The organism is Methanomicrobiales archaeon (assembly GCA_030019205.1).
Lineage (GTDB): Archaea > Halobacteriota > Methanomicrobia > Methanomicrobiales > JACTUA01 > JASEFH01.
In genome coordinates this window covers 24,162-43,077 of the sequence record JASEFH010000003.1, presented here as the reverse complement: position 1 = coordinate 43,077, position 18,916 = coordinate 24,162, and the positions used below count along the sequence as shown (strand labels likewise).

Annotated in this window: 21 protein-coding genes; 13 read left to right on the top strand and 8 right to left on the bottom strand. The window is 67.1% G+C overall.

Annotated features, from left to right (window positions below; genetic code table 11):
* The first annotated feature begins 415 nt into the window (after positions 1-415).
* The 9 genes from QMC96_02800 to QMC96_02760 all read left to right on the top strand — a co-directional run bounded on the left by QMC96_02800 (position 416) and on the right by QMC96_02760 (position 7,330).
* Positions 416-1,252 carry a fumarate hydratase gene (locus tag QMC96_02800; protein ID MDI6875683.1) on the top strand — a complete coding sequence of 279 codons (837 nt, stop codon included), beginning with the start codon at positions 416-418 and terminating at the stop codon, positions 1,250-1,252.
* Entirely contained in the window at positions 1,249-1,779 is a 531-nt protein-coding gene (locus QMC96_02795; GenBank protein MDI6875682.1) for a FumA C-terminus/TtdB family hydratase beta subunit, read from the top strand. Before QMC96_02800 ends, QMC96_02795 begins: the two co-directional genes overlap by 4 nt.
* A 118-nt stretch (positions 1,780-1,897) precedes the next feature.
* Positions 1,898-2,170 carry a ferredoxin family protein gene (locus QMC96_02790; GenBank protein ID MDI6875681.1) on the top strand — a complete coding sequence of 91 codons (273 nt, stop codon included), beginning with the start codon at positions 1,898-1,900 and terminating at the stop codon, positions 2,168-2,170.
* Entirely contained in the window at positions 2,167-3,267 is a 1,101-nt protein-coding gene (locus QMC96_02785) for a 2-oxoacid:acceptor oxidoreductase subunit alpha (protein ID MDI6875680.1), read from the top strand. The genes QMC96_02790 and QMC96_02785 overlap by 4 nt, the downstream gene beginning before the upstream one ends.
* Positions 3,264-4,052: a thiamine pyrophosphate-dependent enzyme gene (locus QMC96_02780; GenBank protein ID MDI6875679.1), complete on the top strand. Its 789-nt coding sequence runs from the start codon at positions 3,264-3,266 to the stop codon at positions 4,050-4,052. Before QMC96_02785 ends, QMC96_02780 begins: the two co-directional genes overlap by 4 nt.
* Positions 4,049-4,591, top strand: a complete 543-nt coding sequence (locus tag QMC96_02775; GenBank protein MDI6875678.1) for a 2-oxoacid:ferredoxin oxidoreductase subunit gamma — start codon at positions 4,049-4,051, stop codon at positions 4,589-4,591. Before QMC96_02780 ends, QMC96_02775 begins: the two co-directional genes overlap by 4 nt.
* Positions 4,588-5,673: an ADP-forming succinate--CoA ligase subunit beta gene (sucC, locus tag QMC96_02770; protein MDI6875677.1), complete on the top strand. Its 1,086-nt coding sequence runs from the start codon at positions 4,588-4,590 to the stop codon at positions 5,671-5,673. Before QMC96_02775 ends, sucC begins: the two co-directional genes overlap by 4 nt.
* Positions 5,670-6,536 carry a succinate--CoA ligase subunit alpha gene (sucD, locus tag QMC96_02765; protein MDI6875676.1) on the top strand — a complete coding sequence of 289 codons (867 nt, stop codon included), beginning with the start codon at positions 5,670-5,672 and terminating at the stop codon, positions 6,534-6,536. Before sucC ends, sucD begins: the two co-directional genes overlap by 4 nt.
* Positions 6,533-7,330 (top strand): diadenylate cyclase, encoded by a 798-nt coding sequence (locus QMC96_02760; protein ID MDI6875675.1) that lies wholly within the window; start codon positions 6,533-6,535, stop codon positions 7,328-7,330. Before sucD ends, QMC96_02760 begins: the two co-directional genes overlap by 4 nt.
* Positions 7,331-7,351: 21 nt before the next feature.
* Here QMC96_02760 and trpA read toward each other — a convergent pair whose 3' ends face one another.
* Genes trpA through trpE form a run of 7 tightly spaced genes read right to left on the bottom strand, consistent with a single transcriptional unit; the run spans position 7,352 to position 13,784 of the window.
* Positions 7,352-8,173 (bottom strand): tryptophan synthase subunit alpha, encoded by an 822-nt coding sequence (gene trpA, locus QMC96_02755; protein ID MDI6875674.1) that lies wholly within the window; start codon positions 8,171-8,173, stop codon positions 7,352-7,354.
* Positions 8,170-9,345 (bottom strand): tryptophan synthase subunit beta, encoded by a 1,176-nt coding sequence (trpB, locus tag QMC96_02750; protein ID MDI6875673.1) that lies wholly within the window; start codon positions 9,343-9,345, stop codon positions 8,170-8,172. The genes trpA and trpB overlap by 4 nt, the downstream gene beginning before the upstream one ends.
* Positions 9,346-9,918 carry a phosphoribosylanthranilate isomerase gene (locus tag QMC96_02745; GenBank protein ID MDI6875672.1) on the bottom strand — a complete coding sequence of 191 codons (573 nt, stop codon included), beginning with the start codon at positions 9,916-9,918 and terminating at the stop codon, positions 9,346-9,348. It abuts the gene before it with no gap.
* The gene (locus tag QMC96_02740) at positions 9,909-10,664 is read right to left on the bottom strand and encodes an indole-3-glycerol-phosphate synthase (protein MDI6875671.1); all 756 of its coding nucleotides are present in this window, start codon (positions 10,662-10,664) and stop codon (positions 9,909-9,911) included. The genes QMC96_02745 and QMC96_02740 overlap by 10 nt, the downstream gene beginning before the upstream one ends.
* The gene (gene trpD, locus QMC96_02735; protein ID MDI6875670.1) at positions 10,661-11,680 is read right to left on the bottom strand and encodes an anthranilate phosphoribosyltransferase; all 1,020 of its coding nucleotides are present in this window, start codon (positions 11,678-11,680) and stop codon (positions 10,661-10,663) included. Before trpD ends, QMC96_02740 begins: the two co-directional genes overlap by 4 nt.
* Complete coding sequence (locus tag QMC96_02730) at positions 11,677-12,255, bottom strand: aminodeoxychorismate/anthranilate synthase component II (GenBank protein ID MDI6875669.1); 579 nt, start codon at positions 12,253-12,255, stop codon at positions 11,677-11,679. The genes trpD and QMC96_02730 overlap by 4 nt, the downstream gene beginning before the upstream one ends.
* The gene (gene trpE / locus QMC96_02725) at positions 12,252-13,784 is read right to left on the bottom strand and encodes an anthranilate synthase component I (protein ID MDI6875668.1); all 1,533 of its coding nucleotides are present in this window, start codon (positions 13,782-13,784) and stop codon (positions 12,252-12,254) included. The genes QMC96_02730 and trpE overlap by 4 nt, the downstream gene beginning before the upstream one ends.
* A gap of 494 nt (positions 13,785-14,278) precedes the next feature.
* Between trpE and QMC96_02720 the strand changes: the two genes are divergently transcribed.
* From QMC96_02720 to hisB, 4 genes are read left to right on the top strand one after another with little or no spacing between them, the layout of a single operon-like run.
* Entirely contained in the window at positions 14,279-15,481 is a 1,203-nt protein-coding gene (locus QMC96_02720; protein MDI6875667.1) for a methionine adenosyltransferase, read from the top strand.
* Positions 15,462-16,340 carry an ATP phosphoribosyltransferase gene (gene hisG, locus QMC96_02715; GenBank protein ID MDI6875666.1) on the top strand — a complete coding sequence of 293 codons (879 nt, stop codon included), beginning with the start codon at positions 15,462-15,464 and terminating at the stop codon, positions 16,338-16,340. The genes QMC96_02720 and hisG overlap by 20 nt, the downstream gene beginning before the upstream one ends.
* A gap of 1 nt (position 16,341) precedes the next feature.
* Positions 16,342-17,058, top strand: a complete 717-nt coding sequence (gene hisA, locus QMC96_02710) for a 1-(5-phosphoribosyl)-5-[(5-phosphoribosylamino)methylideneamino]imidazole-4-carboxamide isomerase (protein MDI6875665.1) — start codon at positions 16,342-16,344, stop codon at positions 17,056-17,058.
* A complete protein-coding gene (hisB, locus tag QMC96_02705) occupies positions 17,055-17,633 on the top strand; it encodes an imidazoleglycerol-phosphate dehydratase HisB (GenBank protein ID MDI6875664.1) in 579 nt (192 codons plus the stop codon). The genes hisA and hisB overlap by 4 nt, the downstream gene beginning before the upstream one ends.
* 1,069 nt (positions 17,634-18,702) lie before the next feature.
* Here hisB and QMC96_02700 read toward each other — a convergent pair.
* The gene (locus tag QMC96_02700) at positions 18,703-18,909 is read right to left on the bottom strand and encodes a histone family protein (GenBank protein ID MDI6875663.1); all 207 of its coding nucleotides are present in this window, start codon (positions 18,907-18,909) and stop codon (positions 18,703-18,705) included.
* Positions 18,910-18,916 lie beyond the last annotated feature (7 nt).

The following is an 18,916-nucleotide window of genomic DNA, read 5'->3' as shown; positions in this document are numbered from 1 at the left end:
TGGCACGAGCCCTCTCCCAATCGCCCCCGCCCCCGCGTGCGAGAACCACTACGGATCGCGCGATTCGAGCTCTTCTGTCGAGAATACAACCGCTTCTCCGCGAGCCTCGTCACATCCCTGGAAGGAGGGTCAGAACTCCTCTTCCCATACCCCAGGGGTATCTAATAGCTTTGAGAGGCTATCGCCCAGTGTACAGCATGCAGACTCCGCGCCACGATCGGGCCCTGTTGGGCAGACCCGATCCTTCGCTCTTCCATGCAGCAATCATGGGTGTACATCTTCGCAGGGAATAGAGACGGGCATCGATCTGCCCCATAGGAATTTCGCGTACATGGATTCTTTCTTGCTCTCCGTGCCGCGGGAATTTGACAGGATCCGCAATATTTTTTAGATCCGCGCGATTTCATTAAAATGAATGCAGAATACCCCGAATACCCCGCTCTTCGAAGCCGTCGCCGACGCGACCTGCCGCGCCCTGCAGGAGGCGGAGGTGCACCTGCCCGCCGACGTTCTCCGCGCCCTGCAGCGGGCGGAAGAGCGGGAACCGAACCCCGTCGCACGATCAGAACTCCGGAACATCCTGAGAAACGTGGAGCTGGCGGAGGAGCTGCGGCTGCCCCTCTGCCAGGACACGGGTGTGCCGGTTCTGTACGTCTCCCTGCCACCGGACGTCCCCCTCTCGGAGCGACTCTATGCCGCCCTTGCCGAGGGCGTGCGGCGCGCCACCGAGAGGGTGCCGCTCCGCCCCAACGTGGTGGATCCCCTCACGCGGGAGAACCGCGGGGACAACACCGGTCCCGGCATGCCGTCGGTCCATCTCCGCCCGGGCGAGCGGTTCGCGATCACGGCCCTGCCCAAGGGGGCGGGTTCCGAGAACGTCTCGCGGATCGGGATGCTCCTCCCCTCGGAGCGGGAGGAGATCGAACGGTTCGTGGTGGAGACGGTGCTCCGCGCCGGCGGGCGGCCCTGCCCGCCGCTGGTGCTCGGCGTCGGGATCGGCGGCACATTCGACGGCTCCGCAGCGCTGGCGAAGGAGGCCCTGCTCTCCCCGATCGACACGATGACAGGGCTCGAACGGCGGCTCTGCGAGGCCGTCAACGCCCTCGGGATCGGCCCCATGGGGCTCGGTGGGGAGACCACCGCCCTGGCGGTGAAGGTGCGGCAGGCGGACTGCCACACCGCATCCCTCCCGGTTGCCGTCAACGTCCAGTGCTGGGCCTGCCGCCGGGCGACGGTGGAGGTGCGGCGGTGAGAGAACTCACGACCCCCCTCGGGGACGAAGTGCTGGACCTGCGGGCCGGGGATCGAATCACCCTCTCCGGGATCGTGTATACCGCCCGGGACGAGGCGCACCGGCGGATGCTCGAGCGGGGCATACCGTTCGACCCGCGGGGCGCTGCCGTCTACCACTGCGGCCCGCTCGTCCGTGACGGGCGGGTGCTCGCCGCCGGCCCGACCACCTCGGCCCGGATGAACGCCTTCACCGCCTTCCTGCTCGATCGTGGCGTTCGGGCGCTGATCGGGAAAGGGGGCATGGGAGGGGAGGTGGTCGAGCACCTCCGCGGGCGGGGCGTCTACCTGGCCTTCACCGGAGGCTGCGCCGTGCTCGCCGCCTCCCGCATGGCGCTCGAAGGCGTCTACTGGGAGGACCTCGGGATGGCGGAGGCGATCTGGATCCTCCGCCTCGACCGCCTCCCCCTCGTCGTGGGTATCGATGCCCGGGGGACGGACCTCTTCGCCTCGGTGATGGAGAGGGCGCGAGGCTGCGCACGGCTCTAGGCGGGGGGATCGTCTGCTCCTCCCGCTGCCCTGCCGCAGGGAGGGAAATCGGCACCCGACGGACGGGTATACCTTTTTTTCTCCGGCGGTTCAACCTTAGGGGTAAGGATACGAAGGCATGCACCTGGTCATAGACGAGAAACGATGCAAAGGCTGCAACCTCTGCACCCTGGTCTGCCCCTACAGGATATTCCAGCCCGGGCATACGCAGAACGAGCGGGGAATCGTCCAGCCGATCCTGGATCGGCCCGAACGCTGCCCCAACTGCCGCCTCCAGCACCTCTACGGGAGAGTGATCTGCGGCTACTGCCAGAAGATCTGTCCGGATCAGGCGATCCGCTGGGAGGAGGATACGCCTCTGGCCCGGACGAAGGTCGTGGTCGAGGCATGACCCGCACCGAGTTCATGCAGGGGAACGTGGCCTGTGCCGAGGGGGCGCTCGCGGCCGGCTGCCGCTTTTTCGGCGGCTACCCGATCACCCCGTCGACCGAGATCGCCGAGCACATGGCCGCACGCCTCCCCGGGCGGCAGGGCACCTTCATCCAGATGGAGGACGAGATCGCCAGCATCGCCGCCGTCATCGGCGCCTCCTGGAGTGGCGTGCGGGCGATGACCGCGACGAGCGGACCGGGGTTCTCCCTGATGATGGAGAACATCGGCTACGCGGCCATGACCGAGACGCCCTGCGTCATCGTCAACGTCCAGCGGGGGGGCCCGAGCACCGGCCAGCCCACCCTCGCCGCCCAGGGGGACATGCTCCAGTGCCGCTTCGGCTCGCACGGGGACTACAGCATCATCGCCCTCGCGCCGGCGAGCGTGCAGGAGATGTTCGAACTCACGGCAAAGGCATTCAACCTGGCGGACAGGTACCGCGTACCGGTATTTCTCATGGCAGACGAGATCGTCGGGCACATGCGGGAGCGGATCGTCATCCCCGACCGCGTGGAGATCGCGGAGCGGAGACCGCTGGAGGCGGGTGCGCTGCCCTTCCAGGGTGGAGCGGACGGCGTCCCCGGATTCCCCGCCTTCGGGCGGGGGCATGCGGTCCATGTCACCGGGCTGACGCACGACGAGCGGGGCTACCCGCGCACGAACCACCCGAAGATCCACGAGGCTCTCGTCACCCGCCTGGTGCGGAAGGTGGAGGACGCCCGGCGGGAGATCGCCGACTACGACGCGGTCAACCCGGACGCCGAGATCGTCTTCGTCTCCTACGGCGCCCCGGCGCGGACCGTGCAGCAGGTGCTGCACGACGCCGGAGACGGGGGTATCGGCCACCTGCGGCTGAAGACGGTCTGGCCTTTCCCGGAGTTCGCCCTGCGGGAGTTCAGGAACGCCCGCACGTTCCTCGTGCCCGAGATGAACCTCGGTCAGATCTCCCGCGAGATCGAGCGGCACGTGGATCAGGCGGTCGTCTCGATACCCAAGATCGGGGGGGAGCTGCACACGCCGGGGGAGCTCGCCCGGGCGGCGGAGGGGGCCCGATGACCTTCCTGGACTGGTACCGCGAGGACCGCCTACCCCACATCTACTGCGCCGGGTGCGGCAACGGCACCGTGATCAACTGCACGCTGGACGCGGTGGAGTCGATGGGGTGGAGCCGCGAGGAGACGGTCTTCGTCTCCGGCATCGGCTGCTCGTCGCGGGCACCGGGCTACATCAAGACCGACGGACTCCACACCACCCACGGGCGGGCGCTCGCCTTCGCGACCGGGGTGAAACTGGCCAATCCTGCGCTCCAGGTGGTGGTCTTCACGGGCGACGGAGACCTGGCGGCGATCGGCGGCAACCACTTCATCCACGCCTGCCGCCGCAACGTGGACATGACGGTCGTCTGCATGAACAACTTCATCTACGGCATGACGGGCGGGCAGGGGAGCCCCACCACCCCGCGGAGCGCGCTCTCGTCCACCACGCCCTACGGGGCGGAGGAGGAGCCCTTCGATCTCTCCCTGCTCGCGGTGGCGGCCGGCGCCAACTACGTGGCCCGCTGGACCTCCTACCACGTGAAGGAGCTGACCCGGGCGATCCGCACGGGTCTGGAGACGCCCGGATTCTCCTTTGTGGAGGCGCTCGTGCAGTGCCCGACCGGCTACGGGCGGAGGAACCGCCTCCGCGAGGCGACGGATATGGTCGAGTACCTGAAGACCCACTCCATCCTGCTCCAGAAGAAGCAGCGGATGGAGCGGGAGGGGCAGGAAGTCCCCCCCGGGATGATCCCGATGGGGGAGTTCGTGCGGCGGAACCGCGCGGTGCTGGGGGCGAGACGGTGAGGCACGAGGTGCGGTTCTCCGGCTTCGGCGGCCAGGGCATCATCCTCGCCGCCGTGATCCTGGGGCGGGCGGCCGCCCTGCACGACAACAAGCACGCCGTCCAGACGCAGGTATACGGGCCCGAGGCCCGCGGCGGGGCATCGATGAGCGCGGTCGTCATCGACGACGAGCCGATCCTCTACCCCGAGGTGACGGCGCCGGACATCTTCGTGATCATGTCCCAGGAGGGGTTCGAACGCTACGGCGCCGGCGCCCCGCGGGACGCGGTCATGGTCCTGGACTCCGACATGGTGCGCTCCCGCCCCGACTGCCGATGGTACGCGGTGCCGGCGACGTCGGAGGCGAAGAACACGTTGAAACGCGTGATCGTCGCCAACATCGTGATGCTCGGTGCGCTGGTCGCTGCGACCGGGGTCGTCAGCGAGGCGGCGATCGAGAAGGCGGTGCTGGACAGCGTGCCGAAGGGGACCGAGGGTCTGAACCTGCAGGCGCTGAAGCGCGGGTTCGCGCTGGTGCGGGAAGGGAGAGGAAGCGCATGAAACTGATGGAGCACGAAGCGAAGGAGATCTTCCGGGCGTACGGGATCCCGGTTCCGAAAGGGATCCTGGTGCGGAGCCCGGACGAAGTCGGGGAGCACCTGGACGCCATCGGGTCCCCGGTGGTCCTGAAGGCGCAGGTGGAGGTGGCCGGCAGGGGAAAGGCCGGCGGCATCCTGATGGCGGATCGTGAAAATGCGGTCGAGACCGCTGCAGAACTCTTCTCGCGGGAGATCAAGGGCCTCCCGGTCCGCACCGTCCTCATGGAGGAGCGTCTCCCGATCCAGCAGGAGTACTACCTCTCCATCACGATCGACCGCTCCAGCCGGGAGGCGGTGATCCTCTTTGCGGACTCGGGCGGCGTGGATATCGAGGCGGTCGCGAGAGAGCGGCCCGACGCCGTGCGGAGGGTGACCGTCTCGCCGCTGCTGACCGAGGTGCCGGCGTTCATGGTGCGCGAACTCGCCGGCAGAACGGACGTGCGGATCGGGCCCGTCATCCAGCGTCTCTACCAGGTGTTCCGGGGAAAGGATGCGCTGCTGGCGGAGATCAACCCCCTGGTGTCCACGCCGGGGGGTATGGTCGCGGCGGACGCCAGGATCGTCGTGGACGACAACGCCCTCTCCCGCCAGGGCATCCAGGTGAACCGCGATCTCTCACCCCGCGAGCGTGAAGCCGAACGGCACGGGTTCTCCTACGTGGAGCTGGCGGGCAGCATCGGCGTGATCGGCAACGGCGCCGGGCTCACCATGGCGACGCTCGACCTGATCCAGTACTTCCGGGGCGCGGCGGCCAACTTCCTGGACGTCGGCGGCGGCGCGGACCAGGAGCGCGTGATGCACGCGGTCCGCCTCGTCGCCTCGGATCCGTCCGTCCGCGTCATCCTGGTGAACCTGCTCGGGGGGATCACCCGCTGCGACGAGGTGGCGCGGGGAATCGTCGAGGCGCAGGTGCCCCAGAAGATCATGGTGCGGCTGGCCGGCACGAACGAGGAGGAGGGGAGGGCCCTGCTGCGGCAGCACGGCTACGAGATGTTCGAGACGATGGACCAGGCGGTGCGCGCCGCGGTGGAGGCGTCCCGATGATCTACGGGGATCGCAACCTGGGCGTGATCGTGCAGGGCGCCACCGGCAAGCAGGGGGCCTTCCACATCCAGCTGATGAACGCCTACGCCCGCTCCGTGGGAGGGCGGGGCGTGGTCGCCGGCATCAGTCCGGGCAAGGGGGGGCAGACGGTGCATGGCGTGCCCGTCTACGACAGCGTCCGTGCCGCCCTGCGGGAGCACGACGCACAGGCGAACGTCATCTTCGTGCCGGCGGCGGCGGCGGCCGACTCGATCATGGAGTCGGCATCGGGCGGTCTCGAGCTCGCGGTCGTGATCACCGAGCACGTCCCCGTGCACGACACCATGAAGGCGATCGCCTACGCCCGCCTGAAGGGCTGCACCGTGATCGGGCCGAACTGCCCCGGTCTCCTCTCGCCGGGCGAGTGCAAGCTCGGGATCATGCCGGTGCACCTCGCCTCGCGGGGGAACGTGGGCGTCATCTCGCGGAGCGGCACCCTGACGTACGAGATCGTCCACGAGCTGACCCGCGCCGGTATCGGGCAGAGCACGGTGGTGGGGATCGGCGGCGATCCGATCATCGGCCAGACATTCGCCGACGTGCTCCACCGCTTCGAGGAGGACCGGGAGACGCGGGCCGTCGTCCTCATCGGCGAGGTCGGGGGCGCCCTGGAGGAGGAGGGGGTCGCGTCCACCCGTCTGCCGCTCGCGGCCTATATCGCCGGAGTCTCCGCGCCCCCCGAGAAGCGCATGGGGCATGCGGGGGCGATCGTGGAGGGCGGCGAGGGCGACGCCCGCTCCAAGATCCGCCGTCTGGAGAGGATGGGGGTGAGCGTCGCGTCCCGCCCCTCGGAGATACCCTCCCTCGTCCGGGAGCTTCTATGACTGCGGAGCTGATGATGAACACCGCGGCGCGGATCGCCGCGGAGATCGGCGCGCGGGCGATCGTCTCGTTCACCAAACCCTGCCCCTGCGCCTCCGACGTCCCCATCGTCTGGGTCCAGGAGCTCCAGCTCGATGTCTTGAAAGACCTCACCATGCAGGATATCCTGGAGGTCTGCGAGCACCACATGCTGGACGCGGCCATCCAGCTCTACCTCACCCGCCGCCTGGAGCACGGGATGGTCGTGGGCGTCTTCCCCTACGCCATCCTGCTCTACGACATCGGCGAGGGCAAGAACTTCATCAACGTCAAGGAGTTCGAGGACATTGTACCGCGGGAGGTGATGTACGCGGTGCTCTCCCTCGCGATGGAGATCGCGCTCGAGGGGCGGGAGGGGAGACCGATCGGGACGGCGTTCATCATCGGCGACGGGGATGCGATCTTCCGGCGGTCGCACCAGGCGATCCTCAACCCCTACGAGGGGCAGCCGGCAGCCGTGACGGACATCAAGAACCGCGAGAACTGGGAGAGCATCAAGGAGTTCGCCCAGCTCGACGGCATGTTCGTGGTGAACCGCGAGGGCTACATCCTCTCCGCCGGGCGGTACCTCGACATCGTCCAGAAGAAGGTCAGCCTGCCGGGCGGACTCGGCGGACGGCACCGCGCCACGGCCGCCATCACCGCCGACATCCCCGTCGTGGGGGTGACGGTATCGGAGAGCGGGGGCGTGGTGCGGGTGTTCCGCGACGGCGTCTGCAAGCTCTCCATCCGCACCGACGTGCGGGTGAGGGGCTAGGGAGTCTGCAGGGGTGCGGTTTCAGCGTTCCGGACGACGGGTCCCCGCGCACGCCTTCGCCGTTTCGGTCATTTCCCGCACGTAATCCCGCAGCTCTTTCTGCATCGCGGTCCGGTCGTGGAGGGTGGCCTCGACGATATCCACGATGGCGCTGCCCACGATGACCGCGTCGACGCCCGCGGCGGCGCAGGCACGGATATGCTCCGCCCGCGAGATGCCGAACCCCACCGCCAGGGGCAGTGCGGTCCGGGGGCGGATCCGCCCGATCATCTCCAGCGTATCGTCGGACAGCTGCTCCCGTCCGCCCGTCGTCCCGAGGCGGGACACCAGGTACACGAACCCGCCCGCGGACGCCAGAATCCGCCCCATGCGCTCCTCGCTCGTCGTGGGGGCAACGAGAAAGATCTGGCGCATCCCGTAGCGTTCTGCCGTCTCGAGCACATCCCGGCACTCCTCGTGCGGCATGTCGACGATCAGGACGCCGTCGGCGCCGCTGGCGGCTGCTTCGCGGTAGAACCTCTCCACGCCCCTGCGGTGGACGATGTTTCCGTAGGTCAGAAGGACGACGGGGAGGTCCGAGCAATCGCGGATCTCCCGCACGATGTCCAGCACCATGGCAGGATTCGCGCCCCCCTGGAGCGCCCGGAGGTCCGCCCTCTGGATGGTCGGCCCGTCCGCGACCGGATCGGAGAAGGGGATCCCCAGCTCCAGGATATCGGCACCGCCGTCGATGAGGCTCTTCGCCGCCTGGACGCACCCCTCCCGATCCGGATCGCCGCCGACGAGGAAGGCGATGAATGCAGGGCGGTTCAGGCTTTCGAAGACCCGGTCGATGCGGTTCACGCCTGCAACCCTCCCATGCGGACCACCTCGGTCACGTCCTTGTCCCCGCGGCCGGACAGGTTGACGATCACGACGGCATCGCGGTCGAATTCGCCCGCCATCCTGCGCACCTGGGCCACAGCATGCGCGGATTCCAGGGCTGGCAGGATCCCTTCCGTTCTCGCCAGGAAGTGGAACGCATCCAGGGCTTCCCGGTCCGTTACGGAGACGAACTCGACTTTCTTCTCGTCCTTCAGGCAGCTCAGCTCCGGACCGACCCCCGGATAGTCCAGCCCGGCGGCGACGCTGTGGGTCGCGCGGACCTGCCCGTCCGCATCCTGCAGGAGGTAGGAGAGTGCGCCGTGGAGGATCCCTTCCGTGCCCGCGCAGAGGGTTGCGCCGTGCTCGCCGGTATCCACGCCTCTGCCTCCCGCCTCGACCCCGACGAGCCGCACGCCTTCGCCGACGAAGGGGTGGAACATGCCGATGGCGTTGGACCCGCCTCCCACGCAGGCCAGGATCGCGTCCGGCAGCCTCCCCTCCCGCTGGAGCACCTGCTGCTTCGTCTCCTCGCCGATGACCTTCTGGAAGTCGCGGATCATGGTCGGGTAAGGGTGGGGGCCGACCACGGAGCCCAGGAGGTAGTACGTGTCCCGGGCGTTCGTCACCCAGTCCCGCAGCGCTTCGTTGACCGCGTCCTTCAGCGTCCTCGTGCCGGATGCGACGGGGATCACCTCCGCCCCCAGGATCCGCATGCGGTAGACGTTCAGCGCCTGCCTCTGCACGTCCGTCTCCCCCATGTAGACGACCGAGTCGAGCCCCAGGGCGGCACAGGCGATCGCCGTCGCGACACCGTGCTGGCCGGCGCCGGTCTCCGCGATCACCCGGCGTTTTCCCATGTAACGCGCCAGCAGTGCCTGCCCGAGCGTGTTGTTCAGCTTGTGGGCTCCTCCGTGGAGAAGGTCCTCGCGCTTCAGGTACACCCTGCACCCGAGGATGCGCGAGACGTTCGCGCAGTAGGTCAGGGGGGTGGGCCTGCCCGCGTACTCCGTCAGGTAGCGGCGGAGCTCGTCCCGGAACGCGGCATCGCCACACGCCCGAGCGTAGGCGTCCTCGAGCGCGAGGAGCGGTTCCATCAGCGTCTCCGGCACGTACTGCCCGCCGTATTTGCCGAACCGTCCCTTCTCCGCCATCTATCCCTCCCGGGCTGCACGGACGAATGCCCGCACCTTGCTCCGGTTCTTGACCCCAGGCCGATCCTCCACGCCGGAGGCGACGTCGACGGCGTAGGGGCGCACCCGCCCGATCGCCGCACGGACGTTCTCGGGTGTGAGGCCGCCGGCGAGGACGACCGGGCGGGCCGAGCGCAGGACCATGTCGCGGGCGAACGAAGGATCGAACCCGGTCCCGCTCCCGCAGCTCTCGTCGACGACGAGGGCGTCGCAGTCTGCGGGGATAGCATCGCCCCGCTTCACCACCCGGAGCACCTTCACCGGCCGCCCTTCCGGAAACTCGAACGGGTGGGTGATCTGGATCGCATCGGGGCCCAGCGCCAGTATCTCCTCCAGGTCCCGCCGGCTCTTCGTATGGGTCACGGCGACCCTGGCGATGAAGGGGCCGAGCGATGCGAAGATCGTCCGGGCCCGCTCCGGGGGCACGGAGCGGGGGGAGTCGCTGAACAAGACAACCCCGATGGCATCCGCACCCGCCTCCTCCGCATACCGGGCGTCCTCCGCCGTGGTGATGCCGCATATCTTCACGCGCATACGAACTCCCGAAGGGTCTCTCCCGGCTTATGGGACGCCATGATACTCGATCCGATGAGAAATGCGTCGCAGTACTCCTTCATCCGCCGGAGATCGCCGGGGGTGCGGAACCCGCTCTCGGATACGACGAGCCTGCCCTCTCTGTGAACGATCCGGGAGAGGGTGCGCGTCGTATCGAGGCGGATCTCCAGGGTGCGCAGGTCGCGGTTGTTGATGCCGATGAGCGCCGCATCCGTCTCCAGGGCCCGCTCCGCCTCCTCTTCGGTATGGACCTCCACAAGCGGCTCCAGCCCGAGCCGGAAGGCGAGGTCCGCGAAGCGCGGCAGCCTGTCCCCCAGCAGCCCCGCGATCAGGAGCACCGCATCCGCCTGCATGGCAGCGGTCTCCCGCAGCTGCCGCTCGTCGATGACGAAGTCCTTCCGCAGGACGGGAAGGGGGACAGCGGTCCGGGCCCGCCGCAGGTGCTCCGGATCCCCCCGGAAGAAGAAGGGCTCCGTGAGGACGGAGAGCGCGATGCACCCCCCGGCGGCGAGCTCCCGCGCAATCCTCTCCACGCCGGCAGGGCGGCGGAGGGGCCCGGCTGACGGGGAGGCGAATTTGATCTCTGCGATCACGGCATTCTTCCCCTGCACGGAGAGGATCGCCTCTCTGAGGCTCCGCCGCGGGGATCCCTCTGCGGTCTCCCCGAACTCCGGCAGACCCCCGATCCGCGCCTCCGTCCGCCGCACGATCTCGTCGAGGATCATGCAGCCTCCCGGGTCCTGTCGATCAGGTGGTGCAGTTTGGCCAGGGCTGCACCGGAGTCTATCGATGCCTGCGCCGAACGGATGCCGCACCCGAGGTCCCTCTCCACCCCGCCCACGTAAATCGCCGCACCGGCGTTGGCGAGCACGATGTCCCGCGCCGCCCCACGCTCCCCCTCCAGCACCTCGAGCAGGATACGGGCGTTCTCCGCGGCTCCGCCGCCCCGGATATCCTCGACCTTCGCCTCCCGGAGACCGTACCGCCCGCAGTGGAGGGAGTAGTCGCGTATCGCCCCGTGGTCGAGCTCCGATACCGTCGTCCCCCCCTCCGTCGTGATCTCGTCCAGCCCGCCGCCGTGGACGACCATGGCCCTCTGCACCCCGAGGCGGCGCAGGACGACGGCCATCCTGTGGACCAGGTCCGGACGGTATACGCCGAGCAGCTGCGCCTCCGCCCCCGCAGGGTTGATCAGCGGCCCCAGCAGGTTGAAGACCGTGCGGATGCCGATCTCCCGCCGCACCGGGGCGGCGTGGCGCATCGCCGGGTGGTAATCGGGCGCGAACAGGAACCCGATGCGGATGGCTTCGACGATCGCCTCCATCTGCCGGGGAGGGAGATCGATGCGGATCCCCAGCGCCTCCAGCACGTCCGCCGATCCGCAGCGGCTGCTGATGCTGCGGTTGCCGTGCTTCACGATGGGGACGCCGCCTCCGGCGGCAACAAAAGCGGCGGTGGTGCTGATGTTGAAGGTATGGGAGTGATCCCCGCCGGTGCCGCAGGTATCCACGAGCATGCCGCTCACCTTCGGTCGGATCCGCACCGCGTGCTCCCGGAGGACCCGCGCGAAGGCTGCAATCTCCCGGCTCGTCTCTCCCTTCATCTGGAGGGCGGTCAGAAGGCTCGCGAGCTCGGCAGGCGACGTCTCCCCCCGCATCACGGAGCGCATCGCCCCTTCCGCCTCGCTCTCCGAGAGGTGGTTCCCCGCGACGAGGCGGGAGATGACGGGGGCAAGCGTCATGGCCTTCCCTCTCCGGTGAGGAAGTTCCGCACGAGCGCGTCTCCTTCCTCCGACAGGATGCTCTCCGGATGGAACTGGATCCCCTCGATGGGATAGCGGCGGTGGCGCACGCCCATCACGCAGCCGTCGTCCGGGCTGACGGCGGTCACCCGCAGCGAATCGGGCATCCCCTCCCGCTCTGCTGCGAGGGAGTGGTATCGCGTGGCGACGAAGGGGTTCTTCACCCCCGAGAAGATGCCGCGTCCGTCGTGGTGGATCCTGCTGGTCTTGCCGTGCATGAGGCGGGACGCCCTCGTCACCTCTCCCCCGAAGGCATGGTAGATCGCCTGGTGGCCCAGGCAGACCCCCAGCGTGGGAATGGTGCGGCTCAGGCGATCGAGAATGTCCAGGCAGACTCCGGCATCCTCGGGACGGCCGGGGCCCGGTGAGAGGATGATTCTGTCGCACGCGATCTTCTCCACCTGCTCGAAGGGCGTATCGTTCGGGATCACGATGGGGCGGGCTCCGAGCGTACCGACCTGCTGGTAGAGGTTGAAGGTGAAGCTGTCGTAGCAGTCGACGATGAGCACCCTCACGCGGATCCCCCCGCCATCTGGATCGCGTCCAGCATCCCCTGTGCCTTGTTCTCCGTCTCGCGCCACTCGTTCTCGGGAACGGAATCGGCCACGATCCCCGCGCCGACCTGGATCCGGGCTCTCCCCTGACAGGCCAGGATCGTGCGGATCGCGATGGCGAACTCCAGGTTCCGATCGAACCCCATGTAGCCGACGGCACCGGCATACAGCCCCCGCCGCCCCGGCTCCACCTCATCGATGATCTGCATGGCGCGGACCTTCGGCGCGCCGGAGACCGTTCCTGCAGGGAAACAGGACTTCAGAGCATCGATGGCGTCGAGATTGTCCCGCAGGGTGCCGTGGACCGTGGAGACGATGTGCTGGACGTGGGAGAACTTCTCGATGCCCATGAACTCCTCGACCTGCACGGATCCGAACCTGCAGACCCTCCCGAGGTCGTTCCTGGCCAGATCCACGAGCATCGTGTGCTCCGCCCGCTCCTTCTCGTCGGACAGCAGGTCCCCGGCGAGCCGCCGGTCCTCCTCCTCGCTGCCGCCCCGCGGGCGCGTGCCGGCGATGGGGACGGTCGTCACCCTCCGCTTCTCCACCCGAACGAGCATCTCGGGGCTCGATCCGATCACCTTCAGGTCGCCGAAGTCGAGGTAATACATGTAGGGGCTCGGATTCAGCGTGCGCAGCGTGCGGTAGACGGCGAATGGATCTGCCCCCAGATCGCACTCCATCCGCCGCGAGACGACGCACTGGAAGATGTCGCCGGCGCGGATATGCTCCTTCACTCGGTCGACGATCCGTCCGAACTCCGCCCGGGACAGGTTCGACGAACACCGCAGGGGACCGCCGCTCCCGCGGGGCCGCTGCCCGGAACGCTCCACGCTCCCGCCCATCGCCGCGAACTCCCCGTAGATGGAGAGGATCTTCGACCTGCACGCCTCGTACTCTCCCAGGAAGTCGGTGTCGTAGGTCAGGAGCGGGCTGCTGAATATGAACAGCCTCCTGTCCCTGTGGTCGAAGACCACGCAGTCCCGCGTCAGCATGAACTGAGCGGTCGGCGAACCGTCCCCGTCCCCGCCTCGCGGCAGCATGCGCCCGTAGAGGTCGTATACGAGATCGTAGGCGAAGTACCCCACCAGACCGCCAAAGAACCGCGGCGCCTTGAGATTGATGTAGGTGAACCGCTGGAGGATCGACCGCACCTGATCGATGGGGGTCTCCCCCTCGGGCGCTTCCGCGATGGATACAAAAGGTTCGTTTCCGGAGAGGTGCACCGAGCCGTCGATCGTCACGACGAGCTCCGGGTTCAATCCCAGGAAGGAGTAGCGGGCAATCTTTGCGCTGCCTTCCATGGACTCCAGGAGGTATCCCCGGTCCTGCCGGAGGCGGGTACAGGCGTCGATGGGGGACACATCGGGAAGAGGCACCTCCAGGCAGAGGGGTATCACCAGCGGCTTCGCCTGGTGCTCGACGGCTGCGAGATACTCCTCCGCTCCCAGATTCAGCCTGATCTCCCCGTCATCTCCAGTCTTTTCCACGTTCCCACCTGCCTGTGCGACCCGCGTTTCCCGGGGTTCGGCGCGTCCGAGACGCCCACGCCGAATCCGCGGGCCGGGGCGTGCGTCCGGACTCCGGACCGGCGCCTGGTGCATCATTTATGGTATACGTTGGACACATATATACATTTTTGTATACCCTTGATTGTCACAGTATACCATTTTGAAGATCCCGGCCGAACCCGCTCCTTCCTCCTGCCGTGCGGCGGGTGCTCCCGCCGTCTCCGCCCCCTGCCGGCGCGCAGCCGTCCCGCCGGTTCAGCCGCCGTGCAACCTCGGTGCCGATCGTCTCCCCCGAACGAAGACCCCCCCCGCTTCCGGGATGTGAATGCCGGCGCCGGACGAATCGCCCGGGGAGCACGGATACGCAGGCGAACCGCCGCGGGGCCGCGGATTCTCGTGCGAGATCAAAGGAAATGGTTAAATGATGTCCTACCCCCTTTTATATTGGCATATTCTGGTTCATGAGGGATGCAATGGAGAGAAACATCCGCGTAGAGTCGATCGACCAGACACCACTGGAGAAGCGCAGGATCGAACTGGTGGAACGGAAAGGCATCGGTCACCCCGACAGCATCGCCGATGGTGTTGCGGAGTCGGTCAGCCGGGCGCTGAGCAAGGCGTACATCCAGGAGTGCGGCGGCGTTCTGCATCACAACACGGATCAGGGGGAGGTGATCGGCGGCGAGACCATCCCCGCATTCGGCGGGGGCAAGGTGATCCGCCCGATCTTCGTGCTCGTCATCGGTCGGGCGACGAAGTCGTTCAACGGCGTGGACATCCCCACGGACGCCATCGCCCTCCGTGCAGCCCGCGACTATCTCCGCACCACCCTCACCAACCTCGATCTGGAGAGCGACGTGATCGTCGACGTCCGCATGGGGGTGGGCTCGACCGACCTCCGCGAGGTCTTCCGAACCTGCGGTGGGCAGGTCCCCCGCGCGAACGACACCTCCTTCGGGGTGGGGCATGCCCCGTTCAGCGAGACCGAGCTGATCGTGAAGAACGTCTCGGACTACGTCGACGACTACCTGCGCCCGCGGTATCCGATCTACGGGCACGATATGAAGTTCATGGGGCTGCGGGACGGAGACACCATCACCCTGACGGTGGCATGCGCCATGGTGGACCGTTTCTGCTCCGACATCAAAGAGTACATCGAGATGCGGGATCTCCTGCAGGAGCAGATCGAGAGCGTGGCCCGCAAGTACACGGACAGGCGGGTGATCGTGCAGGTGAACACGGCTGACAACCTCAACGAGAAGAGCATCTTCCTGACGGTCACCGGGACCTCCGCGGAGATGGGGGACGACGGCTCCGTCGGGCGGGGAAACCGCTGTAATGGTCTCATCACCCCCAACCGCCCGATGAGCATGGAGGCGGTCAGCGGCAAGAACCCGATCAACCACATCGGGAAGATCTACAACCTGCTCGCGACGGACGTGGCCTCGCGGTGCGTGCAGCGCGTGGACGGGATCGAGGAGATCTACGTTCGGTTCCTCTCCCAGATCGGGAATCCCATCGACCATCCCCTGACGGCGAGCATCCAGGTGCTCCCGAAGGCGGGCGCGGATATCCGGACCATGAACCACGAGATCGAGGGCATCGTGGACGATGCCCTCGAGAACATCACCAGAATCACGGAGAAGGTAATCAGAGGTGAACTCAAGACCTTCTGATCGGGTGCGGCTGGCAATCCCCAACAAAGGGAGGATCGCCGAGCCGACGCGAACCCTGATCGAGCACAGCGGGCTTCACGTGGTGGAGGGGAGCGAACGGCGGCTGATCGCCCGCACGCGTGACTCGCGGGTGGAGATCCTCTTCGCGCGTCCCATCGACATCCCCGGCTACGTCGCCACCGGTGTTGCGGACATGGGGATCACCGGTCACGACATGGTGGTCGAGCGGCAGGCGGCGGTCGAGGAGATCCTGGATCTCCAGTTCGGCAGGGCGGATGTCGTGCTGGCGGTGCCGGACGAGTCCGGGGTCGCCAGGGTGGAGCAGCTGAACGGCGCCCGGATCGCGACCGAGTTCCCCGTCATCACCGAGGGTTTCTTCAAACAGCACGGGCTATCGGTCAGCATCGTCCCGGTCGGGGGGGCCTGCGAGGCGGCGCCCCAGCTCGGGATCGCGGACGCGATCGTGGATCTGACCAGTTCAGGGAGCACCCTCCGCATGAACCGCCTCCACGTCCTGGCAGAGATCCTCTCCACCAGCACACGCCTGATCGCAAACCCCGTCTCCCTCGCGGAGAAGGAGGAGAGGGTGGGCGAGATCTGCCTGGCGCTGGAGAGTGTCATCCGCGCCCGCGGGCAGCGCTACGTGATGATGAACGTCCGCAGGGACGATCTTCCCGGGGTGGAGGCGGTGCTGCCGAGTCTCTCCGGGCCGACCGTGATGGAAGTGGCGGCGAGCGAGAACCTGGTCGCCGTCCATGCGGTGGTGGGCGAGGAGCGGATCTACAGCCTGATCAACCAGCTCAAGCGTGCGGGGGCCAGGGACATCCTGGTGATGCCCATCGAACGCATGGTGCGCTGACATGCCATTCACTCTCTTTCCGGCGGTGGATATCCTCGGGGGGCGGTGCGTCCAGCTTCGCCAGGGGGAGCGCGAGAGCCAGAGGAACTACGGAGAACCGCTCCGCTGCGCCCACAGGTGGCTGAACGAAGGTGCGGAGGCCCTGCACGTGGTCAACCTGGACGGTGCGTTCGGAGAGTCGCGGGCCAATGCCGAGCTGATCCGCCTGCTGGTCCAGGAGACGGATGTCACTATCCAGCTGGGCGGCGGGATCCGCTCGGTTGCCGATGCGGCGGCATGGCTGGAGCTCGGGGTTTCAAGGGTGATCCTGGGAACGCTGGCGGTGCGGGAGCCCGAGTGCATCCAGGCTCTCGCCGCCGAGTTCGGTCCCGAGCGGGTGATGGCCGGTGTCGACGTTCGCGGCGGGCAGATCGTGGTGAACGGCTGGAGGGAGCCGGCGGGGGACTACCTCGTCTGGGCGAACCGTTTCGAGGAGCTGGGAGCCGGATCCCTCCTCTTCACCAACGTGGACGTCGAGGGGCTGGAGGAGGGGATCCAGCTGCCGCCGCTCGTCGCCCTCCTGGAGTCCACGGCGCTGCCCGTGGTTGCCGCCGGCGGCATCTCCAGCACCGACGATGTGCGGGCGCTGCGGGACCTGGGGGCGAGCGGCGCCGTGCTGGGCTCCGCCCTGTACAGCGGGAAGATCTCGTTGAAGGATGCATTGGAGGCTGCCGGATGAGAAAGGGGACGGTACAGCGGAAGACGGGCGAGACCGATATCGAGGTGATCCTGGATCTGGACGGGGGCAAGACCTCGGTCAGGACGGGGCTGCCGTTCATGGATCACATGCTCACGTCGATGAGCCGCCACGGCGGATTCTCGCTCACGGTAAAGGCGAAGGGGGATCTGGAGGTGGACAGTCACCACCTGGTGGAGGATCTGGGGATCGCTCTGGGAACGGCGATCAAACAGGCGGTCGGCGACGGGAGAGGGATCCGGCGGTTCGCCCATGCCCTCATCCCCATGGACGAGGCGCTCGCCCAGGTGGCGATCGACTGCAGCGGGCGGGGCTACCTGGTCTTCCGCGGAGAGTTCGGGATGCCCCAGGTCGGGGGCATCCCGCCCGATCTCTTTGAGCACTTCTTCTACAGCTGCTGCATCCACGCGGGGGTGACGGCGCATATCGCCTTCAGCGGGAGCAACGACCACCACACCTGCGAGGCGATCTTCAAGGCGTTCGGGATCGCTCTCGGAGAGGCGACGGCGGTGCTGCCGGGGCGATCCGAGATCCCGAGCACCAAGGGCGTGCTCTGATGCATATATCCCTCCGTCTTTTTTGTGGTCGGGCGGGACGGCATCCCGTGGGATGAACTCCTCACACGCATGCACCCGTGAGCAGGCTGATGGCCGGAGAGGGTTGATCGAAGCGCTTTTCCGGGCCGTCTCCCCATGCCATCGGTACAGAATGGCGGGAAGGGGCTACAAGATCCCTCTTCCGCGCCCGCTGGTGCATTGTGGCCGGGCATAATGCCGTATCGGGGAACCCCCAGAACCAGGTCTATCGCTGCTTTCGGGGCGGGGTATGGGGGGAGAGGGGTGCGCCCTCTTCCTCGTTCGCCGCTCACCCCCGCGGTACGCTATCCTTGAGAGGAGAACCACGCGATCCCTCTCTTCAGAATCTCTACTATTATCCGGTATACGATCGAACTTCTACGCTCATGGGAGAATACCGACTTGACCCCGAATCCAGCTCCGATCCTGAGTTCCCACTATCGGCCCGATCGCAACAGAATGGGGAGGGGGTTTCAAAGGGGGAGGGGGACGCGTCCCCTCCCCTTTTGTTGCGATGGGGCCTGTAGAATCCTTGAGCATGAATATGGAGATCCAAGTCCGACCACCTACACCGGAACTCAGGACGCTCAACCTGGGAGAGGGGAACAAACCTCCTCCATCGCATCCAAAAATCCCTATCGGAGTTGGGATGGGACAACGGAGAAGGGGGGCCACGGCAGATGGGTCATGGGGCTGCATCGTCGCATCCGCATATTGGGCCGAAGGAAGCCATCCCATGAGGTCATGTCGTCCCTCGTGCGGGAGATGGCGGCAGGTTCGTGGGAGAGTCTCCGCCTCCTCAGGCGGTGCCGCCCCCAGACGATCGCCGCCAGAAGCCGGTGCGGCGAGAAATCCAGTTGCCGCTGCTCAATCCCGCTGGCGCTGGAAGGGCGTTTGCGGGGGATCAACCAGAATCGGGCTCGGTGTCGCTCCAGAAGCGGCAGGACGAGCAGGGTGGGTCAGGAGATGGATTCTATGGAAGAATGTCGCCCAGGAAGAGGCAGCCTGTTCGCAAGATGCGCTGTAACCGGGAATAAGAGAAAAAGGATGCTTACGCGGACTTGGCCGCGAGCTCGACATCCTCTTCCTTGATCGTCTTTCGGCCAGCGTGCTGGGCGAGACGGTTGGCCTCCTTCGTCAGGTTGGCGATGTACGCCTCGGCCTTCGTCACGAGTGCGGAAGCGGCATCGCTCCCGACCCTCTCAGCACCGTTCTTCTTCGCGATTCGTACAACCGCTGCAATAGGTAGATCTGCCATTTAACCA

Excerpts from the sequence above, each read along its gene's own strand:
- trpB (MDI6875673.1), bottom strand. The coding sequence starts at position 9,345 with ATGGCGGAGAAGGGACGGTTCGGCAAATACGGCGGGCAGTACGTGCCG.
- hisA (MDI6875665.1), top strand. The coding sequence starts at position 16,342 with ATGCCATTCACTCTCTTTCCGGCGGTGGATATCCTCGGGGGGCGGTGC.
- hisB (MDI6875664.1), top strand. The coding sequence starts at position 17,055 with ATGAGAAAGGGGACGGTACAGCGGAAGACGGGCGAGACCGATATCGAG.
- QMC96_02790 (MDI6875681.1), top strand. The coding sequence starts at position 1,898 with ATGCACCTGGTCATAGACGAGAAACGATGCAAAGGCTGCAACCTCTGC.
- QMC96_02740 (MDI6875671.1), bottom strand. The coding sequence starts at position 10,664 with ATGATCCTCGACGAGATCGTGCGGCGGACGGAGGCGCGGATCGGGGGT.
- QMC96_02780 (MDI6875679.1), top strand. The coding sequence starts at position 3,264 with ATGACCTTCCTGGACTGGTACCGCGAGGACCGCCTACCCCACATCTAC.
- trpD (MDI6875670.1), bottom strand. The coding sequence starts at position 11,680 with ATGACGCTTGCCCCCGTCATCTCCCGCCTCGTCGCGGGGAACCACCTC.
- QMC96_02800 (MDI6875683.1), top strand. The coding sequence starts at position 416 with ATGCAGAATACCCCGAATACCCCGCTCTTCGAAGCCGTCGCCGACGCG.
- QMC96_02700 (MDI6875663.1), bottom strand. The coding sequence starts at position 18,909 with ATGGCAGATCTACCTATTGCAGCGGTTGTACGAATCGCGAAGAAGAAC.
- QMC96_02760 (MDI6875675.1), top strand. The coding sequence starts at position 6,533 with ATGACTGCGGAGCTGATGATGAACACCGCGGCGCGGATCGCCGCGGAG.
- sucC (MDI6875677.1), top strand. The coding sequence starts at position 4,588 with ATGAAACTGATGGAGCACGAAGCGAAGGAGATCTTCCGGGCGTACGGG.
- QMC96_02745 (MDI6875672.1), bottom strand. The coding sequence starts at position 9,918 with ATGCGCGTGAAGATATGCGGCATCACCACGGCGGAGGACGCCCGGTAT.
- QMC96_02785 (MDI6875680.1), top strand. The coding sequence starts at position 2,167 with ATGACCCGCACCGAGTTCATGCAGGGGAACGTGGCCTGTGCCGAGGGG.
- QMC96_02720 (MDI6875667.1), top strand. The coding sequence starts at position 14,279 with ATGGAGAGAAACATCCGCGTAGAGTCGATCGACCAGACACCACTGGAG.
- sucD (MDI6875676.1), top strand. The coding sequence starts at position 5,670 with ATGATCTACGGGGATCGCAACCTGGGCGTGATCGTGCAGGGCGCCACC.